Origin of the sequence: Salegentibacter flavus, assembly GCF_900115145.1 — a bacterium.
Classification (GTDB): domain Bacteria; phylum Bacteroidota; class Bacteroidia; order Flavobacteriales; family Flavobacteriaceae; genus Salegentibacter; species Salegentibacter flavus.
The window spans coordinates 1-22,310 of record NZ_FOVL01000002.1 but is presented as its reverse complement, the minus strand read 5'-3'; the positions used below and the strand labels follow the sequence as shown (position 1 = coordinate 22,310).

22 protein-coding genes are annotated in these 22,310 nt (G+C 39.4%); 16 read left to right on the top strand and 6 right to left on the bottom strand.

Annotated features, from left to right (window positions below):
- Positions 1–13: 13 nt before the first annotated feature.
- The 4 genes from ribD to BM266_RS02300 are packed head-to-tail and all read left to right on the top strand — an operon-like array spanning position 14 to position 3,136.
- On the top strand, positions 14–1,057 hold the full coding sequence (gene ribD / locus BM266_RS02315) for a bifunctional diaminohydroxyphosphoribosylaminopyrimidine deaminase/5-amino-6-(5-phosphoribosylamino)uracil reductase RibD (RefSeq protein ID WP_093405391.1): 1,044 nt from the start codon (positions 14–16) through the stop codon (positions 1,055–1,057).
- Positions 1,050–1,658, top strand: a complete 609-nt coding sequence (locus BM266_RS02310; protein WP_093405388.1) for an HAD family hydrolase — start codon at positions 1,050–1,052, stop codon at positions 1,656–1,658. Before ribD ends, BM266_RS02310 begins: the two co-directional genes overlap by 8 nt.
- On the top strand, positions 1,655–2,527 hold the full coding sequence (locus BM266_RS02305; protein ID WP_093405386.1) for an EamA family transporter: 873 nt from the start codon (positions 1,655–1,657) through the stop codon (positions 2,525–2,527). Before BM266_RS02310 ends, BM266_RS02305 begins: the two co-directional genes overlap by 4 nt.
- Positions 2,528–3,136: an IMPACT family protein gene (locus tag BM266_RS02300; RefSeq protein WP_093405382.1), complete on the top strand. Its 609-nt coding sequence runs from the start codon at positions 2,528–2,530 to the stop codon at positions 3,134–3,136. It begins immediately after the preceding gene.
- On the opposite strand, the gene BM266_RS02295 is transcribed toward BM266_RS02300, so the two are convergent.
- Positions 3,133–3,531 carry an acyl-CoA thioesterase gene (locus BM266_RS02295; RefSeq protein WP_093405379.1) on the bottom strand — a complete coding sequence of 133 codons (399 nt, stop codon included), beginning with the start codon at positions 3,529–3,531 and terminating at the stop codon, positions 3,133–3,135. The two genes, BM266_RS02300 and BM266_RS02295, sit on opposite strands and share 4 nt — an antisense overlap.
- A 206-nt stretch (positions 3,532–3,737) precedes the next feature.
- Here BM266_RS02295 and dnaA point away from each other — a divergent pair, with 206 nt between their 5' ends.
- The 3 genes from dnaA to BM266_RS02280 are packed head-to-tail and all read left to right on the top strand — an operon-like array spanning position 3,738 to position 6,375.
- Complete coding sequence (dnaA, locus tag BM266_RS02290; RefSeq protein ID WP_093405377.1) at positions 3,738–5,165, top strand: chromosomal replication initiator protein DnaA; 1,428 nt, start codon at positions 3,738–3,740, stop codon at positions 5,163–5,165.
- 11 nt (positions 5,166–5,176) lie between these two features.
- Entirely contained in the window at positions 5,177–5,644 is a 468-nt protein-coding gene (locus BM266_RS02285; protein WP_093405374.1) for a low molecular weight protein-tyrosine-phosphatase, read from the top strand.
- Positions 5,644–6,375 (top strand): SAM-dependent methyltransferase, encoded by a 732-nt coding sequence (locus BM266_RS02280; RefSeq protein WP_093405372.1) that lies wholly within the window; start codon positions 5,644–5,646, stop codon positions 6,373–6,375. Before BM266_RS02285 ends, BM266_RS02280 begins: the two co-directional genes overlap by 1 nt.
- Here BM266_RS02280 and BM266_RS02275 read toward each other — a convergent pair.
- The 4 genes from BM266_RS02275 to dapF all read right to left on the bottom strand — a co-directional run bounded on the left by BM266_RS02275 (position 6,372) and on the right by dapF (position 9,590).
- Entirely contained in the window at positions 6,372–7,031 is a 660-nt protein-coding gene (locus tag BM266_RS02275) for a peptidoglycan-binding protein LysM (RefSeq protein ID WP_093405369.1), read from the bottom strand. The two genes, BM266_RS02280 and BM266_RS02275, sit on opposite strands and share 4 nt — an antisense overlap.
- 212 nt (positions 7,032–7,243) lie before the next feature.
- Complete coding sequence (gene mltG / locus BM266_RS02270) at positions 7,244–8,287, bottom strand: endolytic transglycosylase MltG (protein WP_093405368.1); 1,044 nt, start codon at positions 8,285–8,287, stop codon at positions 7,244–7,246.
- Entirely contained in the window at positions 8,287–8,811 is a 525-nt protein-coding gene (locus BM266_RS02265; RefSeq protein WP_093405365.1) for a GNAT family N-acetyltransferase, read from the bottom strand. The genes mltG and BM266_RS02265 overlap by 1 nt, the downstream gene beginning before the upstream one ends.
- Entirely contained in the window at positions 8,799–9,590 is a 792-nt protein-coding gene (gene dapF / locus BM266_RS02260) for a diaminopimelate epimerase (RefSeq protein ID WP_093405363.1), read from the bottom strand. Before dapF ends, BM266_RS02265 begins: the two co-directional genes overlap by 13 nt.
- A gap of 136 nt (positions 9,591–9,726) precedes the next feature.
- Between dapF and BM266_RS02255 the strand changes: the two genes are divergently transcribed.
- From BM266_RS02255 to BM266_RS02215, 9 genes are all read left to right on the top strand, one after another.
- Positions 9,727–11,121, top strand: coding sequence for a S1C family serine protease (locus tag BM266_RS02255; protein WP_093405360.1), 1,395 nt, complete (start codon positions 9,727–9,729; stop codon positions 11,119–11,121).
- 126 nt (positions 11,122–11,247) lie between these two features.
- Complete coding sequence (locus tag BM266_RS02250; protein ID WP_093405358.1) at positions 11,248–12,696, top strand: glyceraldehyde-3-phosphate dehydrogenase; 1,449 nt, start codon at positions 11,248–11,250, stop codon at positions 12,694–12,696.
- Positions 12,697–12,879: 183 nt separating this feature from the next.
- Positions 12,880–13,461 carry a hypothetical protein gene (locus BM266_RS02245; RefSeq protein WP_093405355.1) on the top strand — a complete coding sequence of 194 codons (582 nt, stop codon included), beginning with the start codon at positions 12,880–12,882 and terminating at the stop codon, positions 13,459–13,461.
- Between the two features lie 32 nt (positions 13,462–13,493).
- Complete coding sequence (gene trmD / locus BM266_RS02240; RefSeq protein WP_093405352.1) at positions 13,494–14,180, top strand: tRNA (guanosine(37)-N1)-methyltransferase TrmD; 687 nt, start codon at positions 13,494–13,496, stop codon at positions 14,178–14,180.
- Between the two features lie 113 nt (positions 14,181–14,293).
- Positions 14,294–14,644, top strand: a complete 351-nt coding sequence (gene rplS / locus BM266_RS02235) for a 50S ribosomal protein L19 (RefSeq protein ID WP_093405349.1) — start codon at positions 14,294–14,296, stop codon at positions 14,642–14,644.
- A 594-nt stretch (positions 14,645–15,238) separates the two neighbouring features.
- Positions 15,239–17,458: an NADP-dependent isocitrate dehydrogenase gene (locus tag BM266_RS02230; protein ID WP_093405347.1), complete on the top strand. Its 2,220-nt coding sequence runs from the start codon at positions 15,239–15,241 to the stop codon at positions 17,456–17,458.
- 142 nt (positions 17,459–17,600) lie between these two features.
- Positions 17,601–19,973, top strand: a complete 2,373-nt coding sequence (locus BM266_RS02225; protein WP_093405344.1) for a TonB-dependent receptor — start codon at positions 17,601–17,603, stop codon at positions 19,971–19,973.
- Positions 19,974–19,975: 2 nt separating this feature from the next.
- Positions 19,976–20,785, top strand: coding sequence for a DUF4249 domain-containing protein (locus BM266_RS02220; protein WP_093405341.1), 810 nt, complete (start codon positions 19,976–19,978; stop codon positions 20,783–20,785).
- Positions 20,786–20,795: 10 nt separating this feature from the next.
- Positions 20,796–21,017 (top strand): DUF6095 family protein, encoded by a 222-nt coding sequence (locus BM266_RS02215; RefSeq protein WP_093405340.1) that lies wholly within the window; start codon positions 20,796–20,798, stop codon positions 21,015–21,017.
- Between the two features lie 19 nt (positions 21,018–21,036).
- On the opposite strand, the gene BM266_RS02210 is transcribed toward BM266_RS02215, so the two are convergent.
- Complete coding sequence (locus BM266_RS02210) at positions 21,037–21,912, bottom strand: creatininase family protein (protein WP_093405337.1); 876 nt, start codon at positions 21,910–21,912, stop codon at positions 21,037–21,039.
- Positions 21,913–22,310: the final 398 nt, after the last annotated feature.

Genomic DNA, 22,310 nt, shown 5'->3' with positions numbered 1-22,310 from the left:
CTATTTTTGCGGGGTGAATATACACGAAATATACATAAAAAGATGCATCCAACTGGCCCAAAACGGACTGGGAACTACCTATCCCAATCCTATGGTTGGAAGTGTAATCGTATACGAAAATAAGATTATTGGTGAGGGCTGGCATCGTATTGCTGGGGAACCACATGCCGAGGTGCTTGCCATCAAGTCTGTTAAAGATGAGTCTTTATTAAAGTACAGTACTATTTATGTAAGTCTGGAACCCTGCAGTCATTATGGAAAAACCCCACCCTGCAGTGATCTAATCATTGCCAAAGGCATAAAAAAAGTGGTAATTGGCAGCGTTGATCCATTTGCTGAAGTTTCAGGAAGAGGAATTAAAAAACTGCTGGATGCCGGTTGTGAGGTGCAAGTGGGAATCCTTGAACAGGAATGCCATGGACTGAACAAACGGTTTTTTACTTATCATCAGAAGAAAAGGCCCTATATTATTTTGAAATGGGCCCAAAGTCAGGATAATTTTATCGCCCCCGAAAAGCAGGAGAAACGCGAACCGGTTTGGATCACTAATCCACATTCCAATCAACTGGTGCATAAGTGGCGCAGTGAGGAACAAGGTATTATGGTTGGTACTCAAACCGCCGAGGCAGACAATCCAAAACTAAACACCCGCCTCTGGGACGGCCCTGATCCCGTTAGGATCGTATTGGATAGAAAGCTTAGGATCCCGAAGGACTCTGCTTTGTTTGATGGCAGTATAAAAACTATCGTCTTTACGGAAGACTTCGAAAAAGCTTCGGCCAAAAAGAACCTGATCTTTGAAGCTATAGATTTCAACGGAGAAATCACCAAACAGATCAGTGAAGTGCTATTCCAGCATGAAATCCAATCGGTGATAATCGAAGGAGGGGCTAAGACGCTTCAGACTTTCATCGATGCAGGACTTTGGGATGAAGCCAGGGTCTTCACCGGGAAAATTCAATTACAAAGAGGAATTAAAGCTCCGGTCTTTTCAGGAAAAATAATTTCAGAAAAAGACATTGGGAGCGATAACCTGAAAATATACAGCAATGATTAAAGCCATTATCTTCGATTTTGGAGATGTTTTCATCAACCTTGACAAACCTGCAACCCTTCGAGAGATGCGTAAACACCGCATTGAGGATCTAACGGAAGACATTCTGGAACTAAATCGGGAATATGAAAAAGGCTTGATAAGCTCAGAAAAGTTTATAAGGACCTATCAGGAGGAATTCAAGCAGCTGGAGCAAGAGATCTTTGTGAATTCCTGGAACGCGATTTTAATAGATTTCCCCCAATACCGCTACCAGTTCCTGAAAAAACTTTCAGAAGAAAAAGATTATAAGCTCATCCTTTTGAGCAATACCAACGAGATCCACATAGACTGGGTAAAAGAAAATGTACCTTTCTACGAAGATTTCAAGGCCTGTTTTGACGCATTCTATCTCTCGCACGAAATCAATTTCAGAAAACCTGACGTTGAAATCTATGAGTTCGTTTTAAATAAACATGAGCTTCAGCCAGAAGAATGTCTTTTTATAGACGATACCGCCGAAAATACCAAGGCTGCCGCAGCGCTCGGCATTCACACCTGGAATATAGAACCTACCCGGGAAGATGTGATAGACCTTTTCACCGCTAAAAAGGAACTATTTTGATCTATCTGTTGCTCAGCATTCTTTCTTCCACCATAATTTTTGTGGTCTTTAAACTTTATCAGAAATACGGGGTAAACACTCTGCAAGCCATAATCGTAAATTATTTTATCGCCTGTACCGTAGGTTTTATGTGGTTTATTGAAAGCACTGATGACTTGATAAGAATTCCTTCGGAGACCTGGTTCCCGGGCTCGCTATTTCTAGGCGGCCTGTTCATAAGCGTATTTTATCTTGCAGCCATTACAACCCAGCGCAGCGGGATGGCGGTTGTATCGATCGCATCAAAAATGTCGGTGGCGCTTCCTGTTTTCTTCGGAATTTTCATTTACAATGAGAGCACCGGTTTCCTGAAACTATTAGGGATTGTGCTTGCTTTGGCCGCAGTTTATCTAAGTTCGATAAAGAAAAAAGAAGGCCTGAAGATCAAGAAGAAAAACCTGATCTTTCCATTCCTGGTGTTTCTTGGCAGCGGAATTATTGACACCAGTCTCAATTTCCTGGAGAATTTCTATGTTTCTGAAACAGATGTAGGCTTGTTCTCCACCAGCATATTTGCCGTAGCCGGGGTTATTGGAACTCTTATAATCATAATACAGGCTATCTCTGGAAAACTAAAACTGAGCTGGAAAAGCCTGGCGGGCGGGATCGCTTTGGGAATTCCCAATTATTTTTCGATCTATTTTCTGGTGATGGCGCTTCGAAGTCCGGGTTTTGAGAATTCGGTACTTTTCACCCTGAATCACGTGGGTATTGTTTTGGCTTCAACGCTGGTTGGAATAGTCTTTTTTAGGGAAGTGCTGTTAAGAAAAAACTGGATCGGACTTGTTTTAGCGATAATTAGTATTTTATTAGTGGCAAACTCCCAATAAATGAAGGATACTTACAAAACCATAACCAAGGCCTCGCCGGAAGTTCTTTTTAAAGATAGGAATTCTAAGTTTTTCGGATATGCTTTTCCGGTTAAAACCGAAGAAGAGATCAATGCTCACCTGGAGGAATTAAAAAACAAGCACCATAAGGCACGCCATTGGTGTTACGCCTGGCAGCTGGGAAAAGAGGAAATTCAGTATCGCGCCAATGACGATGGAGAACCCTCCAATTCAGCCGGAATGCCCATCTACGGGCAGATCCAGTCTTTTGAAGTTACCAATGTGCTAATTGTTGTAGTGCGTTATTTCGGCGGAGTAAAACTCGGGGTAGGTGGCCTGATAAACGCCTATAAAACCGCAGCTCAAATGGCTTTAGAGGAGTCCAGGATTGTGACCAGAACCATAGATGAGATTTTTGAAATAAAGTTCGATTATCCTGAAATGAATACGGTGATGCGCATCATAAAAGAAAATAACCTTAACGTTATCGATCAGAAACTCGAGCTGGATTGCAGGATTAGAATTTCAGTAAGAAAAAAGGAGGCAGAAAGTATTTTTCAAAAATTCGATACCACCTACAAAATTGAAATAAAAAGGCTGGAGGATTAATCTTTTAATTTGTCCAGGATATATTCAGGACACCTAACGGGTCGTCTTGTTTTCGAATCCATAAACACCAAAACCGTCGAAGCTTTAGTAAGCAAATCACCCTTTTTGTTGAACACTTCATAATCAAATTCAATTTTAACATTTGGAAGCCTTTTCAGTCGGGTTACAATTTGCAGTTCATCCCCAAAATGGGCGGGTTTAACGAAGCGAAATTCCATTGAATAAACCGGTAACATCACCCCGCTTTCTTCCATAGACCTGTATGAAATTCCGAGTTGCTCTAACCACTCGATGCGAGCAATTTCAAGGTATTGCGCGTAATTTCCGTGATGCACCACTCCCATCTGATCGGTCTCGGCATATCTTACTTTAACAAAATTAGTATGGCTTTTCATAAAGATTTAATAGGTTAATAGGGCAAGGTTTTGTACTTTCATAAGCGGATTTAAGTATGCATAAAATTTTCTTAAAATTCAACCCCTAAATGGTTTTTTTTTTACATAATTTGTTCACATATTTGTTCCACCAAGATCTGGAAGTTTAAACACTTTCAATCGCCATTGTAACTATCTACTAACCCATAAATAACGCAAAACAAAGCATGTCGAAAACTGCGCAATCAGTTTGGAATAGCTGTCTGGCTTTTATTCAAGATAACATCACACCTCAGGCCTATAAGACATGGTTTGAGCCTATACAAGCAGTAAAACTAACCGATTGTGCGTTGAGCATACAGGTGCCTTCCAAATTTTTCTACGAATGGCTTGAAGAGCACTATGTAAAGCTCCTAAAAGTATCGCTAACCCGGGAATTAGGGGAAAAAGCAAAACTGGTATATGTTATTAAAATGGAGAACACCTATGGCAATAAGCTCCCTTTTACAGAAAAAATTCCAAGTACCCAAAGGTCTAATATGGCATCTCAGGAAGTAGATGTTCCTATTAAAAATAAAAACCCAGAATTAAAGAACCCATTTGTAATTCCCGGAATAAGAAATGTAAAAATCGAGTCGCAGTTAAACCCGAGCTATAATTTCGAGAATTTTCTAGAAGGTGATTCCAACAGGTTGGCAAGATCTGCCGGGATGGCCGTAGCTAACAAACCCGGAGGAACATCCTTTAATCCATTGTTAATCTTTGGAGCGGTTGGACTGGGAAAAACTCATTTGGGGCATGCTATAGGAGTTCAGATAAAAGATAAATATCCTGAAAAAACCGTCCTTTATATTTCTGCGGAAAAATTTACCCAGCAGTATATCGAATCGGTTAAAAAGAATAACAGGAACGATTTCATCCATTTTTACCAGATAATTGATGTTCTTATTGTAGATGATATTCAGCTGCTTTCAGGGAAAGCAGGGACACAGGATGTTTTCTTCCATATTTTCAATCACCTGCACCAAAATGGAAAACAAGTGATCCTAACCAGTGACAAAGCTCCTGTAGATATGCAGGATATTGAACAAAGGTTACTTTCAAGATTCAAATGGGGACTTTCAGCAGAATTGCAACACCCTGATTTTGAAACCCGCGTTTCCATCATCAAAAACAAGCTTTATCGCGACGGGGTAGAAATGCCCGAAGACATCGTGGAATTTCTTGCTAATAATATCAAGACCAATATCAGGGAATTAGAAGGTGCGATAATTTCGCTTATCGCCCACTCTTCTTTCAATAAAAAAGATATCACCCTGGAGCTCGCCAAAAAGATTGTAGACAATTATGTAAAAAATACCAAACGCGAAGTTTCTATAGATTATATTCAGAAAGTGGTGAGCGATTATTTCCAAATGGATGTGCAAACCCTTCAGTCTAAAACCAGGAAACGCCATATCGTTCAGGCGAGACAACTGGCGATGTTCTTTGCTAAAAAATACACCAAGGCCTCTCTGGCCAGCATTGGCTCTCAAATAGGAAAACGGGACCACGCCACGGTTCTACATGCCTGTAAGACCGTAGATAATCTGGCCACGACCGACAAACAATTTAAAAAATTTGTTGAAGACCTCAGCAAAAAGCTTACAGCATAAAAACTCTTGTTATGAAAACCAAGGTATTAATGGTGTGCCTCGGCAATATCTGCAGATCACCCCTTGCCGAAGGTATTCTAAAATCTAAAGTTGACCGGAAGAAAGTCCATGTGGATTCTGCCGGCACCGGTGATTATCATATAAATGACATGCCCGATAAAAGATCGATTTCTGTAGCCAGAAAATACGATCTTGACATCACAGACCAGCTCGGGAGGCAATTCAGTGTTTCAGATTTTGATAATTTCGATCATATTTATGTGATGGATAATTCCAATTATGAAAATGTAATCTCTCTGGCCCGCCATGAAGAAGACAAACAAAAGGTAAAACTCATTTTGAACGAGATTTTTCCGGGAGAAAATGTAGATGTACCGGATCCTTATTTCGGTGGTGACCACGGGTTCGAGAATGTTTACCAGATGCTCGAGGAAGCCTGTGAGAATATTGCGCGCAAACTTCACAGGGAAGAAGAATAATGGCTGAAAATGCATTTAAATATTCAGGTAGGTTATTTTTAATCCCTACTACGCTGGGAAACGAAAATCCGCTGGATGTAATTCCTGAAAAAGTAAAAAACATTTTGGAAGGTTTAAACGACCTTATCGTTGAAAACGAGAAGACAGCGAGAAGGCACATCAAGCAACTCCTGCCTGAGAAAAACCAGCAAGCATTAAATTTACAAAGCCTTAATAAATTCACAGAAGCGATTGAACTACCTACATTCTTAAATGCCTGTAAAAAAGGCCTGGATATAGGCCTAATGAGTGAAGCAGGTTGTCCCGGGGTTGCAGATCCCGGTGCAGAAATAGTAAAAATAGCTCATCGGGAAGGAATTCAGGTCGTACCACTAGTTGGTCCTTCCTCAATTCTCTTAGCCATGATGGCCAGCGGCATGAACGGACAATGTTTTAGCTTTCACGGCTACCTCCCTATAGATAAAAAGGAACGTAAACAAGAGATTAAATTCCTGGAAAGACTTTCGGCTGAAAAAAATCAGGCACAAATTTTTATTGAAACCCCGTACCGCAACAACAAAATGCTGGAGGACTTGGTTCAAAACCTGCATCCGGAAACCAGAATTTGTGTAGCCTGTGATCTTACCTTAGCTTCAGAATTTGTGATAACCAAAACCGCATCAGACTGGAAGAAAACAAAAACAGACCTTCATAAAAGGCCTGCTATATTTATTATTCAGAAAGAATTTTAAGTCCGTGTAGGCTGAATCACTGCTTTAGCCCTGCGTTCCGGATTAACGAAAGAAGTATCATATCCCCCAAAACGTTTCATATAATTCCTGATACTGGTTCCAAAAGCATCACTAAAAGCGGTTGCTCCCCAGCTTCTAAGGTATTTTTTAACACTGCCCGGCCCCGCAAGGTGAGCTGCGGCCAGAATCCCTGACTCGGTCACTTCCACCCCGTTAATCACTTTGCCTTCAAAACGGGCTATATCCCTAATAAGTATCCATTTGTTGCGGGAAGCATTGGCGTAAAACGCGGCTTCCTGTAACTCGGGAGAGTTAAGAAATTCGGTTGGGTTATAGACCCCTATTAATTCAAGGGTTCCTTTCCCGAACTGATATTTCCCCATGTACCCGTATTCATTAACTACACTGTACCTACCACCAGACTCTTTAAAGCCTACAGCTTCTTTAAAGCCGAGGTAAGATTTACCAAGAATAGGCAGGTCTGAATGTACTTCAGGGATTTCGGTTTCGGGTTCCTCAAATGACACAGTGTATTCCAGGTCCAGATTTGAGGTGGAGAACATCTCCAGGTTAGCAGCTTCTTTTGTTGAAAAGCTAAAAAACATACTGCCTGCAAAAACAGGCAAGATTGAAAATTTTGCAATTTTCCTTCTCATTACATTTTGGTTTCTGAAGGGATAATGGTTACGCTTATTCTTAAAACATTAACCCCCTTCAAATTCGCGGTGCAAATGTACAACATTTTTTAATAATTTGATACACAGGCTGTTAATCAATTCACAAAGAATCACCCTTGATTAACAACCCCATAAGGGTCTTGTTAACAAGTAGTTATAAAAAACTTAATAAAAATTGAGTTGGAAGATTTCTAACGCTTGATGCCCTGGTTATTTATCCAGCGAACATATTCCTGCTTATTTCGGTTATGCTGAGCGATATTTTTTGCGAATTTATGATAACCCATATTCTGAACATCGGCAACGAAAAAGAAGTAATCATGGTCTTCATAATTTAACACTGCATCGATAGAGGAAATATCGGGCATGGCTATAGGGCCGGGAGGTAATTCCTTATATAAATAGGTGTTATACGGGGAATCCAAAGTAAGATCTTTATACAAAACCCGCTTTATAATTGTATCGAAATTTTGATTTTCATGCTTAATAGCATAGATCACTGTAGGATCGGCATCCAATTTCCAGCCATTTTTAATACGATTCATATATACCCCGGCAACCCTGGGGCGTTCTTCTACTTTGGCAGTTTCCTTCTGAACAATTGATGCGATAACGGTCACTTCATTAGGGGAAAGATCAATAGCTTCAGCCTTTTTCTTTCTTTCCGAGGTCCAGAACCTATCGTATTCCCGCTTCATGCGGCTTCGGAATTCTTCAGCAGAAGTATTCCAGAAAAATTCATACTTGTTAGGAATATACATCGCCAGTGCCTGAGCTTCAGTAAAATTATTTTCTTCCAGAAAAGATTCCTTTTTAAAGGATTCAATTAAACTGGCTGAATCTGCTTCTATCTGCGTAGATATCCTTCCTGCCAGGTTTTCCAAACGTTCCTGGTTATTAAAGGTGATATTTATAGGGTTATTACGAGAGCGTAGCGCATTCACCAAATCGTTATTGTTCATCTCTTTATCCAGCACATAGCGTCCCGCCCTAATGTTATTAGGATATCCCTTTTTCCTGGCCACAGCATCAAAAGACTCAATATTTTTAACCAATGGTTTGATACTGTCTATTACGGTTTGATAATCAGCTCCCGTTGGAATATAAACGACTGCCTGTTTTTCAGAGAATTCGGTATTGGAAGAGAAGATGCTGTTGTATATATAATAGCTAAATCCTGCCAAAGCTATAACTCCCAGGATAGCAATAGCAACGAGTATTTTTTTTATGTACATTATTTATTTATAAGTTGATAAAGGGCTTCGTCTTTAAATTCCTTGTCTACAAGAATCCAGTCTTTTTTTACCCCAACCCGGGTAAAGCCCAATTTTTCGAATAATTTTACACTGGCTTCGTTATCAGTAGTTACGTTAGCATAAACCTGGTGCAGTGCGAGGTGCCTAAAACTATAATCACAGATTAGGGAAATACTTTCGGCTCCATAGCCTTTCTTGCGATCTGCAGGGTCTGCAATGAGAATACCTATAGCAGCCCTTTTGTCTTTAGGTTCCAGATCAAAAAGATCTACTAATCCTACCGATTTATGATCATAATTGCAAATAACGAGCCTTAATTGTTTCACTTCATATATATCGCGATGGGCATTCTCCAAATATTTTTTTATCATATACCGTGAATAGGGAGATTGGGTAGCACTAACCACCCATAAATCCTCATTATTTTCGACTTCATGGACGAAATCGAGATCCTCGGGTTCCAGGGCCCGGAGGTATATTTTATTTCCTTTTAGAGTTTGCATACTATTTCTCCTTTAAAAACCTGAGTAGCAGGCCCGGTTAACCATACTTCGCTATAACCATCACCGTCTTTAATAAAGGAAACGCTTAGCTCTCCTCCACGTGTATGTAGCTTCACGCTTTCTCCTGAAGTCCGGTTAGAAGCACTAGCGGCAATTGCTACCGCTGTAACTCCGGTTCCGCAAGACAGGGTTTCGTCTTCCACCCCACGCTCATAAGTTCGGACCTTATATTCGTTAGCGCTAAGTTGTTCAACAAAATTCACATTCGTTCCTTCCTCCTTGTACTTTTGGTTGTAACGTATGGCAGCACCCTGTTTTTTAACATCCAGGGAGTCTAATGCCCCGGTAAATTCAATATGATGTGGGGAACCTGTATCCAGAAACAAGTCTTCACCTTCCTGCTGTATTTCTTTTACATCTTGCATTTGCAGACTCACCAGCCCATTGCTCAGGGTAGCTTTATGAGGTCCATCAATCGCAGTAAATTGCGCTTCATCTTTAATAATCCCAAGAAAATTTGCAAAGGCTACCAGGCAACGACCTCCATTGCCACACATACTGCTTTGGTTGCCATCAGCATTATAATAAACCATCTTGAAATCATCTCCTTCAATTTCCGGTTTTTCGAGTAACATCAAACCATCGGCACCAATGCCAAATTTTCGGTCACATAAGAAATTAACCAAATTGGTATTGTTTTTGGAGAAAAACTGAGTACGGTTATCGATAATGACAAAATCATTACCGGTACCCTGATATTTATAAAAATCAAGTGTCATTTGTTGCAACTAAAAGGATGTAAATATACAATAAAACAGCGGATTTCTCCCTCTGTTAAATGGTAGTTAAAAGCCTTTAGTTCAAAACTAAAATAATTAATTTAATGTTTATTTCATTTAAATACAATTCGGAAAAATGAAAAACTTTACAAGTTTACTTATCGCTTCAATTCTGGGAGGAATACTAACTCTTGGTAGTTATAAATTATTTATAGGGCCAGATTCCCAACCTCAGTTTATACAGGAAGAATCCTCTTCACAAGATTTTATACCGGCTAATTACAGCAGCAGGATCTACGGTACTAATGCTGATTTCACGGAAGCTGCCGAAAATACAGTTAACGGAGTGGTTCACGTTAAAAATGTTGCAGTTTACCAGGGTCCCCGCAGCATCTGGGATTTGTATCGCGGAAATGAGGGAGGTCGGGCCTTACAAGGTGCAGGCTCCGGAGTAATTATTTCTCCCGATGGTTATATTGTAACCAATAACCACGTGATAAAAGGAGCTAGCGAGGTGGAAGTTACCTTGAACAATAACCAAACCTATACCGCCGAGATCATAGGTGTAGCTGAATCTACTGATATCGCCTTGCTGAAAATTGATGCCGAAGACCTGGATTATATCCCCTTCGGAGATTCTAACAATGTTAGGCTTGGAGAATGGGTCTTGGCCGTTGGAAACCCTTTTAATCTAAAGTCTACGGTAACTGCCGGAATAATAAGTGCTACGGCAAGAGACCTGAATACTTATGATGCAACCCCACAATCCTTTATTCAGACCGATGCGGCTATTAACCCCGGGAACAGTGGTGGCGCCCTGGTGAATATTAAAGGAGAATTAGTGGGAATAAATACCGCTATAACTTCCCAAACCGGAAGTTACATAGGCTACGCCTTTGCAGTACCTTCAAATATTACCAGAAAGATAGTAGAAGACATTATGGAATATGGGGATGTTCAGAAGGGAATTTTAGGTATAAGAGGAGGAAGCATAACTCCTACGGCCGCTGAAGAATTCGGTCTTGATGCAACACAAGGAGTCTATGTTGCCGAAGTGACTTCCGGAAGCGGTGCTGAAAAAGCAGGAATAAAGGAAGGAGACGTTATAAGACAGATAGATAATATTACTATCAACAAGTTTTCAGACCTTACCGGTTATATCAATTCTAAACGTCCCGATGATGAGGTAAGGGTGACGGTATTAAGAAAAGGTAAAAAAAGAAATCTGAATGTTAGATTGACTAAAAACGAGATCTACAGAGTAGATAGTATTGGACTGGAAGTCACCAATGCTACTCAAGAGGAACTGGATGCCTATAATACCCCGAACGGAGTTAAAATCTCCCGAACATTAATGAGTAATCTACCTTCAGAGGAACTGGTAGGAACAATCATAACCGCCATTAATAACCAAAAAGTCAATAATATTGAAGATGTGGAAAGGATCATGAATAATAGAAAAGCTTCAGAATCCATAGTTGTAAGTTTTATTGACAGGAATGGAGAAAAGCAACGGGTAGTATGGCGTTAAAAATTTTATAAGCCCTAAAGAATTTAAGCTCTCCAACAGGAGGGCTTTTTTATTTCAAAAATACTTTACGAAAACGTTTGAAATATATACTTTTGCGCAAGTTTAAACAAAACACACAACAAAATAATGAGCTTTAATCAAGGTTACGAAAGAGAACTGGCATTTCAGGCTAACAGGCGCAGAGCCACAGTAGAATTCATCAACATCGTTAGCGACTTATGGTATGACAAGTCTATTGAACTTGTTCTTTTCAGAAATCAACTTTTAAACCGGAATGTAAGTGACATTCTTAATTTGCACGAATATGCCGGAGAGGTAGTTCAAAAACCTATTTCTATATTTGATTCGGTAGAGATCGCAAAGGCCATTCAGGACCTTAAACTGCCTCCTGCAAAACTGGATATTGGTAAACTTACCTATGAATTCCATCTGGAAGACCAGAAGCACAGCAATGCTATGGCCTTTGTTTCAGATAAACTAAAAGACGCCAAAGACTACACTAAATTAATCCCCAAAGATGTGGTGCTATATGGCTTTGGAAGAATTGGCCGACTTGTGGCCCGCGAACTAATGAACCGTACCGGGAAAGGAAACCAATTAAGGCTAAGGGCAATAGTAACAAGAGGAAAAATTGATAAAACCATTCTGGAGAAAAGAGCCTCTTTGCTTAAAAACGATTCAGTTCATGGCGACTTTTCTGGAACCGTGGCTATTGATGAGAAAAATTCGGCTTTAATAATTAATGGTACCACCGTACACATTATTTCTGCCAATCAGCCTGAAGATGTAGATTATACTAAATACGGAATAGAAGATGCTTTGATAATTGACAATACCGGAGCATTCCGTGATAAGGAAGCACTTAGCAGACACCTAAAATCTAAAGGAGCTTCACGGGTACTTTTAACGGCGCCGGGAAAAGGTGTACCGAACATAGTTCACGGTGTAAACCATAAGGAATATAACCCCGATGAAATCGAGATTTTTTCCGCAGCTTCCTGTACCACCAATGCCATCACCCCTGTCTTAAAAGCAATTCAGGATTCTCTAGGAGTTGAAAAAGGTCACCTGGAAACCATCCACGCTTACACCAATGACCAGAATCTGGTAGACAATATGCACAGCAAATACCGACGTGGAAGAGCTGCAGCTCTGAATATGGTTATCACCGAAACCGGGGCCGGAAATGCCGTTGCTAAAGCATTACCTGTTTTTGAAGGGAAACTAACCTCAAATGCTATTCGGGTACCGGTTCCTAACGGATCTCTTGCAATTCTAAACCTGGAAGTTCAAAAGAAAACCAGTATAGAAAAGGTAAATGCTATTTTAAAGAAATATGCACTGGAAGGGGACCTTGTAGAACAGATTAAATATGCCGTTGATAATGAACTGGTATCATCAGATATTGTTGGTTCCAATGCTCCTGCTATTTATGACAGTAAGGCGACTATAGTTTCAAAAGACGGTAAGAGCATTGTGCTTTATATCTGGTATGACAATGAATATGGGTACAGTCACCAGGTGGTGAGACTGGCAAAATATGTCGCCAAGGTAAGAAGGTATACGTATTATTAGAATAAACTCAAATTTTATTACATCTTAACCCACCTTTTATTGGTGGGTTTTTTCTTTTTATCATTAACTTTGCAGCCCCAAAAATTTAATAATAAACGATTTAGAATTAAGATTTAAATTGTTACAATAAGTTATCCTACCCGGCGTTGTGTCCATATAAATTAATGCATTAACCCCAAAGTAATGAACAAAACTATTTTCGGAATCTTAAGTTTAAGCCTGCTAAGTCTTCAGTTTTATGCCCAGGACAGTCTAAGCACAAATCCTGTTCAGGATGAATTCAATGAACTTATTGAGAATTCAAACAATTACCAGGGCTACAAGGTAGTCGATTATGAAGCCCTGGTAAGATTAAAAAACAACACCAACCGGCATTTCGATGAATTAAGAGCTGAGATCGAAACGCAAAAAAATACAGCCAACGAACAAATTGCCGAAATCGAATCTTTGAAAAAAGAGCTTCAAGCCACTCAGGAAGATCTCGATAAAGTTAATGCCGAAAAAGACGCTATTAAATTCCTTGGGATGCCTATGAGCAAAGGCAGTTATATGGGAATGATGTGGGGAATTGTAGCAATTTTACTAATTGCCTTATTATTCTTTATTTACCGCTTTAAAAATTCTCATGCGACTACCCGTGAAGCCCGTAAGCGTTTAGCTGAAACAGAGAAAGAATTTGATCTTTACCGCGCCAAAGCCCTGGAAAAAGAACAAAGGCTCGGCAGGATGCTTCAGGACGAGCGCAATAAGACCTCGAACAACTAAAATTATTCGGCGTTAATCTCTAAAAACACTATATGCGAATTGATATAATTACGGTAGTTCCCGATCTACTAAGGAGTCCCTTTGAAGCTTCTATTCTGAAAAGGGCAATAGAAAAGGGATTAGTTGAAATTCATCTTCATAACCTCAGGGATTACGTAACCGATAATTATAAGCAAATTGATGATTATCAATTCGGGGGTGGCGCAGGAATGGTGATGATGGTAGAGCCAATTGATAAATGCATTACAAAACTAAAGAGTGAAAGAGATTACGACGAGGTTATTTATATGACCCCTGACGGGGAACGTTTAGAACAAAAAACCGCAAACCAACTGTCTTTGCAGAAAAACCTTATTATTTTGTGTGGTCATTATAAGGGAGTAGACCAACGGGTGCGGGATCATTTTATCACCAGGGAAATTTCTATTGGAGATTATGTTCTTTCAGGCGGTGAATTAGGTGCCGCAGTGCTATGCGATGCAGTTATCAGACTTATTCCGGGGGTTTTAGGCAATGAGACTTCAGCTTTAACCGATTCCTTTCAGGATGATTTGCTGGCACCACCGGTTTACACTAGACCTGCGGAATATAAGGGCTGGAAAGTTCCGGAGATACTTATTTCCGGCAACTTCCCTAAAATTGAGCAATGGCGGGAAGAACAGGCCTGGGAACGAACCAAAAAGCTTCGACCGGACCTTCTGGATGAATCAGAAAAATAACTCCTTCACCTGCTTGTATTTAAAATTTATATTTGTAATTTTGCACTCGTTCTAAAATAACCTCTGGCGAAAACCGTGAATGTTGTTTTGGATTATACCTTAAATATATATCGATGGAATCGTTAATTAAATTTGTACAGGACGAATTCGTAGCTACAAAAGATTTTCCTGAATTTTCTGCCGGTGACACAATCACCGTATTTTACGAGATTAAAGAGGGACAAAAAACCCGTACCCAGTTTTTTAGAGGTGTGGTAATTCAAAAAAGAGGATCAGGATCTTCTCAAACTTTCACCATCAGAAAAATGAGTGGTACTGTTGGAGTAGAGCGTATTTTCCCGGTTAATCTACCTGCAATTCAAAAAATTGAGGTAAATAAACGAGGTAAAGTAAGAAGAGCACGTATCTATTACTTTAGAGGCCTTACCGGTAAGAAAGCCCGAATCAAAGAAGCAAAAAGATAATTCATTTTTCTTCAATATATCTAAAAGCCCCGATTTTCGGGGCTTTTTTATGCCCTGACCTTAAGGCTTCCACCCCTGAATATTTAACAAAACCATTAGAGAAAAATGACTTTTTCTTTGTACATTTAGTATAAGGAATTCATATTAAAGCTGATCATGACACCAGGATTTTAAGCTTTAAACCTTTTATGTAAGATTTAATTCTTTACATAAGGATTTTTATCTTCTATATAACGCTCATTTTTTGCAATGTCAAAAATAGTTTGAAAGGTAAAAATCATTTTCTGAAAGTTTTTTTCGCTTATACGAATAAAAGCTTTCAATTGAAGGTCACCCACCAGGGCTTTTGTCCTATAAAGAATTTAAAACATTCGGTGATCGCGTGATACTTCAATGAAGCCATTTCATTTTAGCAATTAAAATGAAATGGCTTTTTTTATGCCTTTTTTCAATCCGGTAAACCTCTTATTAGAACCTGATAACTATGATAAAAGACGGAAAAATCCTATATTGCACTTAAGTTCAACGCCCGGGATCTCTACGGGCGTTTCTGGAGTTTAAGCATTAGTAAATTATACCGATAAAAATTAAATGATGACACAAGAAGCTAAAATAATTTATACCAAAACAGATGAAGCACCTGCCTTGGCAACTTACTCTTTTCTTCCTATAGTTCAGGCCTATACAAAGGCGGCTGGAGTTAGTCTGGAGACAAAAGACATTTCCCTTGCAGGTCGTATTCTTGCCCAGTTTCCAGAAAAACTTAAAGCCGATCAAAAAGTCAAGGATGCTCTTGCCGAATTGGGAGAACTCGCTAAAAAACCCGAAGCAAATATCATAAAGCTTCCAAATATTAGTGCTTCCATCCCACAGCTTAGAGCGGCAATAAAGGAATTACAGGAAAAAGGCTATTCCCTACCCGATTATCCAGATGAACCTAAAAATGAAGAGGAAAAGCAATTAAAGACTAAATACGATAAGGTAAAAGGAAGTGCGGTAAATCCGGTATTGAGAGAAGGAAATTCGGACAGGAGAGCCCCTAAAGCTGTAAAGAATTTCGCCAGAAAACATCCTCATAGTATGGGTGAATGGAGTTCAGACTCTAAATCTCACGTAGCGACTATGGAGGAGGGCGACTTTAAAGCCAATGAAAAGTCAGTAACGCTTTCTGAAGCTACCAAAGTAAATATCGAATTTATTCCAAAAGAAGGAAAAAAGGAAGTCTTTAAAGACAACCTGGCTCTTCTGGAAGGAGAAATCATCGATGGAACATTTATCAGCAAGAAAAAACTTCTTGCCTTTTTAAAGGAACAAATAAAAGATGCTGAAGATAAAGGAGTTTTGTTTTCACTGCACATGAAAGCTACCATGATGAAGGTTTCAGACCCCATTATTTTTGGTCATGCGGTGAAAGTTTTCTTCGAAGATGTTTTTCAGAAATACGGAGAGGACATTAAAAATGCCGGAGGAGATCCAAATAGTGGTCTTGGTGATGTTATAAACGCCCTAAGCAATTTACCCGCAGAAAAAAGAAATGAAATAGAAGCAGCGATTAAAAAGGATCTCGAAGATGGGCCGGATGTTGCGATGGTAAATTCAGACAAGGGAATAACGAACCTACACGTACCGAGTGACGTTATTATTGATGCCTCTATGCCGGCAATGATAAGGACTTCAGGTCAAATGTGGAATAAGAATGATGAAACTCAGGACACAAAAGCAGTAATTCCGGATAGTAGTTACGCTCCACTTTATGAAGAGACTATTCAATTCTGTAAAAAACATGGGGCTTTTGATCCTACAACTATGGGAACTGTTCCGAATGTTGGCCTGATGGCTCAAAAAGCCGAAGAATATGGTTCCCACGATAAAACCTTTGAAATTCCTTCTGACGGAACAGTGAAGGTAATTGATAGCAATGGGAATACACTTATACAACACGAAGTAGAGGCTGGCGATATCTGGAGAATGTGCCAGGCAAAAGATGCTCCTGTTCAGGATTGGATAAAACTGGCTGTTAATCGTGCTAAAGCATCAGGAATGCCTGCTGTATTCTGGCTTGATAAAAATCGCGCCCACGATGCCGAATTGATTAAAAAAATAAATAAATACCTTCCTAATCACGATACTTCTGATATCGATATCGAAATAATGTCTGTTGCTGAAGCAACCCGTTATACGCTGGAGAGAGTGAAAGAAGGAAAAGATACTATCTCAGTTACCGGAAATGTGCTTCGGGATTATTTAACCGATTTATTCCCTATACTGGAAGTAGGTACCAGTGCCAAGATGCTTTCCATCGTTCCTCTAATGAATGGCGGTGGTTTATTTGAAACCGGAGCTGGAGGTTCTGCACCAAAGCATGTACAACAGTTCCTTAATGAAGGGCATTTACGCTGGGATTCCTTAGGTGAATTCTTAGCCCTTGCTGCTTCCCTGGAGCACCTGGGAGATAAATACGATAACAAAAAAGCCCTGATTTTATCGGAAACTCTTGATGATGCTACCGATAAATTCCTGGAAAATAGCAAATCACCATCAAGAAAGGTAAATGAACTTGATAACCGGGGTAGTCATTTTTATCTGGCGTTATATTGGGCTCAGGCTCTTGGGGCACAGGATAAAGATCCCGATTTAAAAGCTCACTTTAGCAAACTTGCTAAAACCCTTGAAGAGAATGAAAGCAAGATCAATGAAGAATTGATTGCTGCACAGGGATCTCCTGTAGATATAGGCGGTTATTATAAACCTGAGGAGAAACTCACTACCAACGCAATGAGACCCAGCAAAACCCTAAATAATATTATTGCTTAGTAAAACCAGAATAATTGAAAAAGGCCGGATTATCTCCGGCTTTTTTTATTTTTAATTCTAAAAATTCTATCCTTAAACAATCCATAAATTTGTGTTTAGCATTTTTATTTTGAATTAAGCTGTTCTATCTTTAATCCAAAAATTGAAACAAAATTTTTCCCTTTTTATTTTAGCCTGTTGCTTTGCCTTCACAAGTTTTGCACAGGAAAGCTATACCCTAAGCGGAACTATCACCGATGCTTCCAGCAACGAAACCCTAATTGGAGTTAATGTGCTCATTCCCTCCTTAAATACAGGAGTGGTAACCAATGAATATGGTTTTTATTCATTGAAAATCCCCGAAGGCACCTATGAATTGGTGATCTCATACCTGGGTTTCCAAACCATTTCAGAAAGCATAACTATTTCCAGCCAGACTAGTCTGAATTTTAAATTAAAAGAAAGCTCAGAATATCTCGATGAAATAATCATAAGCCAAAGATCTGATGGCCTCAACATCAAAAAACCGGAAATGAGCCTTAATAAGCTTTCGATAAATACCATTCAGAAAATGCCGGTGATCTTTGGAGAAGTTGATGTAATTAAGTCTTTATTACTCTTACCGGGTGTTTCAAATGCCGGAGAAGGTTCTTCCGGATTTAACGTTCGGGGGGGGGCTGTAGACCAAAATCTGATCTTGCTGGATGAGGCTACCATCTATAATTCTTCACATTTATTCGGGTTTTTCTCAGTTTTCAATCCGGATGCTATAAAGGATCTCAAACTATATAAAGGAGGAATTCCGGCTAAATACGGCGGTAGGGTTTCATCGGTTCTGGATATTTATCAACGTGATGGAAACAGTCGGGAATTCAAAATGCAAGGCGGAATAGGCGCAATTTCAAGCAGGCTACTCGCCGAAGGTCCCATAGTAAAAAACAAGGGATCTTTTCTTATTGGGGGTCGCAGTTCTTATGCTCATCTTTTTCTGAAATTTACCGATAACGAAAACTCCGCTTATTTCTATGACCTTAACACCAAGTTAAGCTACAGGTTGGATGACAAGAATAAACTCCTGTTTTCGGGTTATTTTGGACGGGATGTTTTTTCTTTGAGCAGAAATTTCACAAACACTTACGGAAATACCGTTTTAAACCTTAGATGGAACCATATTTTCAGCGATAATATATTTTCTAATCTTTCTGTGATTTACAGCGATTATTATTATGGCCTAACCCTTGGGTTCGTTGGCTTTAATTGGGATAGCGGGATAAAAAATCTCAATCTCAAATACGATTTTGACCATTATTTAAACGATACCTTTCAGCTAAAATATGGTCTTCAGAATACATATTACGATTTTAATCCCGGAGAGATCGAACCCATAGACGAGACTTCAGGAATCAATTACTTTAAACTCACTAATAAGTATGCTTTGGAAAGTGCGGTCTATTTTTCTGCAGAACATACCATCTCCGAGAAGCTTTCGGCTGAATATGGATTGAGGTATAGCGGATTTTATCGGATAGGCCGGGATGAACTTAGTATATACGAAAATGATTCTCCAGTTGTTTATAATGAAGACCGCGATATCTATGAGGAAGGGCAGCCCATAGGCACACAAACTTACGAAAGCGGTGAAATAATCAGTTCTTTCGGTAATTTTGAACCTCGTTTATCAATTGCCTATAGCTTTAACGATAATCAATCGGTTAAGGCGAGTTATAACAGGATGGCACAATATCTCCATCTAATTTCCAATACCAGTTCCCCAACCCCGCTGGATGTATGGACTCCAAGCGGACCGTTTATAGATCCTCAAATCCTGGATCAGTATGCTTTCGGGTATTTCAGAAACTTTAAAGATGGGACTTATTCACTGGAGGCTGAAACCTTTTATAAAGACATTCAGAACCGCATTGATTATGTAAATGGCGCAAATCTTATTGCGAATAACAATATTGAAAGAGTTATTTTAAACGGAAAATCCAGGGCTTATGGCTTGGAAATTCTTTTCAGAAAAAATGAAGGTAAGTTTACCGGGTGGTTAGCTTACACGCTTTCAAGATCCGAGCAAAAAACCCCGGGCAGGACGCCGGTTGAAACAGGAATTAATGGCGGAGATTGGTATAAATCCAATTATGATAAAACCCATGATGTAAGTATTACGGCCAGTTATGAGGTCAGTAAGAAGTGGGAGTTCAATGCTAATTTCAGCTTTCAAACGGGTTTGCCCTCCACATTTCCCACCGCTCAATATAGCTATGAGAATATAACGGTGCCGGTTTATACCCCGAGGAACAGCAACAGATTACCGGCATACCACAGGCTGGATCTTTCGGCCAACTATTATCCGAGAATTTCTTCGGAAAAGGATTTCAAATCTTCCTGGAGTTTTGGAATTTACAATGTTTACAACCGAAAAAACGCATATTCACTGACTTTTAGAGAAAATAGCGATACAGGAGTTAACGAAGCCCTCAGGCTAAGTTTATTCGGAATTATTCCCTCTGTAACTTATAATTTTAGCTTTTAAAAATGAAAACGTCTTTAAAAATATTCGGCCTACTCCTTATTTTTACCGGAACCTCTTGCGAAGATGTAGTAGATATTCCATTAGAAGAGAGCGAACCAAGGTTAGTGGTAGAAGCTTCAATCCTATCTTATAAAGATTCTGAAAGTAATATTCAGCAAATTAGACTAACGGAAACAGCGCCTTTTTACGACGAAGAAATACCAACGGTTGAAAATGCCTCAGTTAAGATAATTTCTGAAGCAGGTCTTGAATATGATTTCATCCATACTTCAGAAGGCTATTACATCAATGAGAATCTCAATCCTATCTTAGGAGAAACCTATGAATTGGAAATTATTTATAATGACGAGGTTTACACGGCTACTGAAACCATGATGGGCGTTACAGATATCGATTTTATAGAACAAACAGCTACCGGAGGTTTTGCAGGCGATGAGATCGAGGTAAAAGTTTTTTATACCGATCCTGTTAATGAACCAAATTACTATCTTTTTATCTTCAGAAATAAAAAAATAAGCCTGGAGATTTATGAGGACAAATTTACAGATGGGAATCAAATTTTCGGATACTATTCTAATGAGGATATCAAACCGGGAGACACCATAGATATTGAGATGTACGGTATTTCAAAGTCCTATTATGAGTATCTTTTTATTTTAAGGGCTCAAATTGGAGAAAACAGTGGCGGTCCTTTTGAAACCCAGCCGGCAACAGTAAAAGGGAATGTTATAAACCGTAGCAATAAAGAAAATTATCCATTTGGTTATTTTCATCTTTCAGAAGTGGATACAAGCACTTATATTGTAAAATAATTATAGAAAAATGAAACACACAAATAGAAAGGTACTTGGTAAAGGATTAAAATATCTGGGCATGGCATTGCCCTTATCTTTAATTGGGCCCAGTGTTTTATTTACCGCATTTAATAATCAGGATAACCCCTGGTACATTCCTGTACTCATTGTCGGTTTAATTGCACTCATTGCTGCAATGATCTTAATGTTCAGAGGAATTCTTACCATAGTAAAAGCAGTGTTTGATTAGCACAAACACTTCCTCTGCTTTATTTTTCTCTGGAAAGCTCTTCGACTTCCTCGTAAAATTCCTGTTGAAGCTCAAGGGTTTTCTTATCGGCCTTAATAGCCCTCAGTGCTTCTACCATAGATGCTATTTTTTGTTCTGTAACTAATTTTCCAAGTTCTGCTGATGCTTTTTCAGCTTCCCCGGCATAATGGTGAGGAAAAGAAGCATACCACCAAATACCGGTATATACGTTTGGAATTCTTGGCAACCTTTTTTGATCAGCACCGGATTCATTGGCTGCCTTCTCCAACTGCACAAGTTCGGGACGCAGATATAATAAAGAAGATGTTTCCAACTCCCCAGCGTGCATATCCCCTGCTGGATCAGTTTTTCTCAATGCATTTAATTCCTTCTGAAAATCAGGGTCAGTAGAGGGATCATAAAAATATACTGCATAGTCTCTCTGGCTTGCCATCTGGTTTTGTACAAAATATCTAAGCATTGGGGGATTACCCCCATGGCCATTGATAATCATAATCTTTTCAAAACCATTCCTACCCAACTCTTCACAAGTTGCTTCTAAAAGTTCCATGGTTAATTTACTGGGTAAAGAAAAGGTTCCAGGCAAGTGTTTAGCCTCGTTCAACTGGCCGTAAAAATAATCAGGAAAAACCACTGCATATTCTTCTTTAGCCACCCGGGCTGCCCATTCTCTGGCATGGATAAGATCGGATCCCATAGGTGCATGGGGACCATGCTTTTCCAGAACTCCAATAGGGAGAATAATGGTTTTATTAGATTTTTCCATAGCTAATGGCCAATCGCTGGCTGTTAATTCATCCCAACGTGTTGGAATATCCTGAGCATATTGGCTAAAAGAGGAAACGAGAAAAAGTAAAAGAATAAAGGTTCTCATAGATGCAAAACTTTAAGAGGGATATATATTAAAGAATGAATTTAAGTAAAAAACATTTAATCTATTACATCTTTACTTAAATTTTTTATAAAGTACAATCCCTGTAAGGATTAATCTTGCTGAGAATGAGAACCTAAAAGGACAATAAAAAAGAAATTAGGAAATAGGAATAATGACGGGTTTAAAAAGATGCCGGGCGAAAACTGGGTTCTGGTATGGCCAGGACGAGGCTTGGGGCTCCCGAAAATAACAGGAGCCGGGAGGGAAAGGAGGGCTTCTGGATTTCCTTTCACTTTAGTCCATAAAAAACCCTTCATCAAATACATGATGAAGGGTTTAAAAGAAACCTGCCCGAATGTACCACTCAGTACTGCGACATATTAATGCCCCCCCTTTTG

Coding starts and splice junctions, on each gene's coding strand:
- dapF (WP_093405363.1), bottom strand. CDS start 9,590: ATGACACTTGATTTTTATAAATATCAGGGTACCGGTAATGATTTTGTC.
- BM266_RS02245 (WP_093405355.1), top strand. CDS start 12,880: ATGAACAAAACTATTTTCGGAATCTTAAGTTTAAGCCTGCTAAGTCTT.
- BM266_RS02300 (WP_093405382.1), top strand. CDS start 2,528: ATGAAGGATACTTACAAAACCATAACCAAGGCCTCGCCGGAAGTTCTT.
- trmD (WP_093405352.1), top strand. CDS start 13,494: ATGCGAATTGATATAATTACGGTAGTTCCCGATCTACTAAGGAGTCCC.
- rplS (WP_093405349.1), top strand. CDS start 14,294: ATGGAATCGTTAATTAAATTTGTACAGGACGAATTCGTAGCTACAAAA.
- BM266_RS02250 (WP_093405358.1), top strand. CDS start 11,248: ATGAGCTTTAATCAAGGTTACGAAAGAGAACTGGCATTTCAGGCTAAC.
- BM266_RS02230 (WP_093405347.1), top strand. CDS start 15,239: ATGACACAAGAAGCTAAAATAATTTATACCAAAACAGATGAAGCACCT.
- BM266_RS02220 (WP_093405341.1), top strand. CDS start 19,976: ATGAAAACGTCTTTAAAAATATTCGGCCTACTCCTTATTTTTACCGGA.
- BM266_RS02275 (WP_093405369.1), bottom strand. CDS start 7,031: ATGAGAAGGAAAATTGCAAAATTTTCAATCTTGCCTGTTTTTGCAGGC.
- BM266_RS02295 (WP_093405379.1), bottom strand. CDS start 3,531: ATGAAAAGCCATACTAATTTTGTTAAAGTAAGATATGCCGAGACCGAT.
- BM266_RS02285 (WP_093405374.1), top strand. CDS start 5,177: ATGAAAACCAAGGTATTAATGGTGTGCCTCGGCAATATCTGCAGATCA.
- BM266_RS02310 (WP_093405388.1), top strand. CDS start 1,050: ATGATTAAAGCCATTATCTTCGATTTTGGAGATGTTTTCATCAACCTT.
- dnaA (WP_093405377.1), top strand. CDS start 3,738: ATGTCGAAAACTGCGCAATCAGTTTGGAATAGCTGTCTGGCTTTTATT.
- BM266_RS02265 (WP_093405365.1), bottom strand. CDS start 8,811: ATGCAAACTCTAAAAGGAAATAAAATATACCTCCGGGCCCTGGAACCC.
- mltG (WP_093405368.1), bottom strand. CDS start 8,287: ATGTACATAAAAAAAATACTCGTTGCTATTGCTATCCTGGGAGTTATA.
- BM266_RS02280 (WP_093405372.1), top strand. CDS start 5,644: ATGGCTGAAAATGCATTTAAATATTCAGGTAGGTTATTTTTAATCCCT.
- BM266_RS02255 (WP_093405360.1), top strand. CDS start 9,727: ATGAAAAACTTTACAAGTTTACTTATCGCTTCAATTCTGGGAGGAATA.
- BM266_RS02215 (WP_093405340.1), top strand. CDS start 20,796: ATGAAACACACAAATAGAAAGGTACTTGGTAAAGGATTAAAATATCTG.
- BM266_RS02210 (WP_093405337.1), bottom strand. CDS start 21,912: ATGAGAACCTTTATTCTTTTACTTTTTCTCGTTTCCTCTTTTAGCCAA.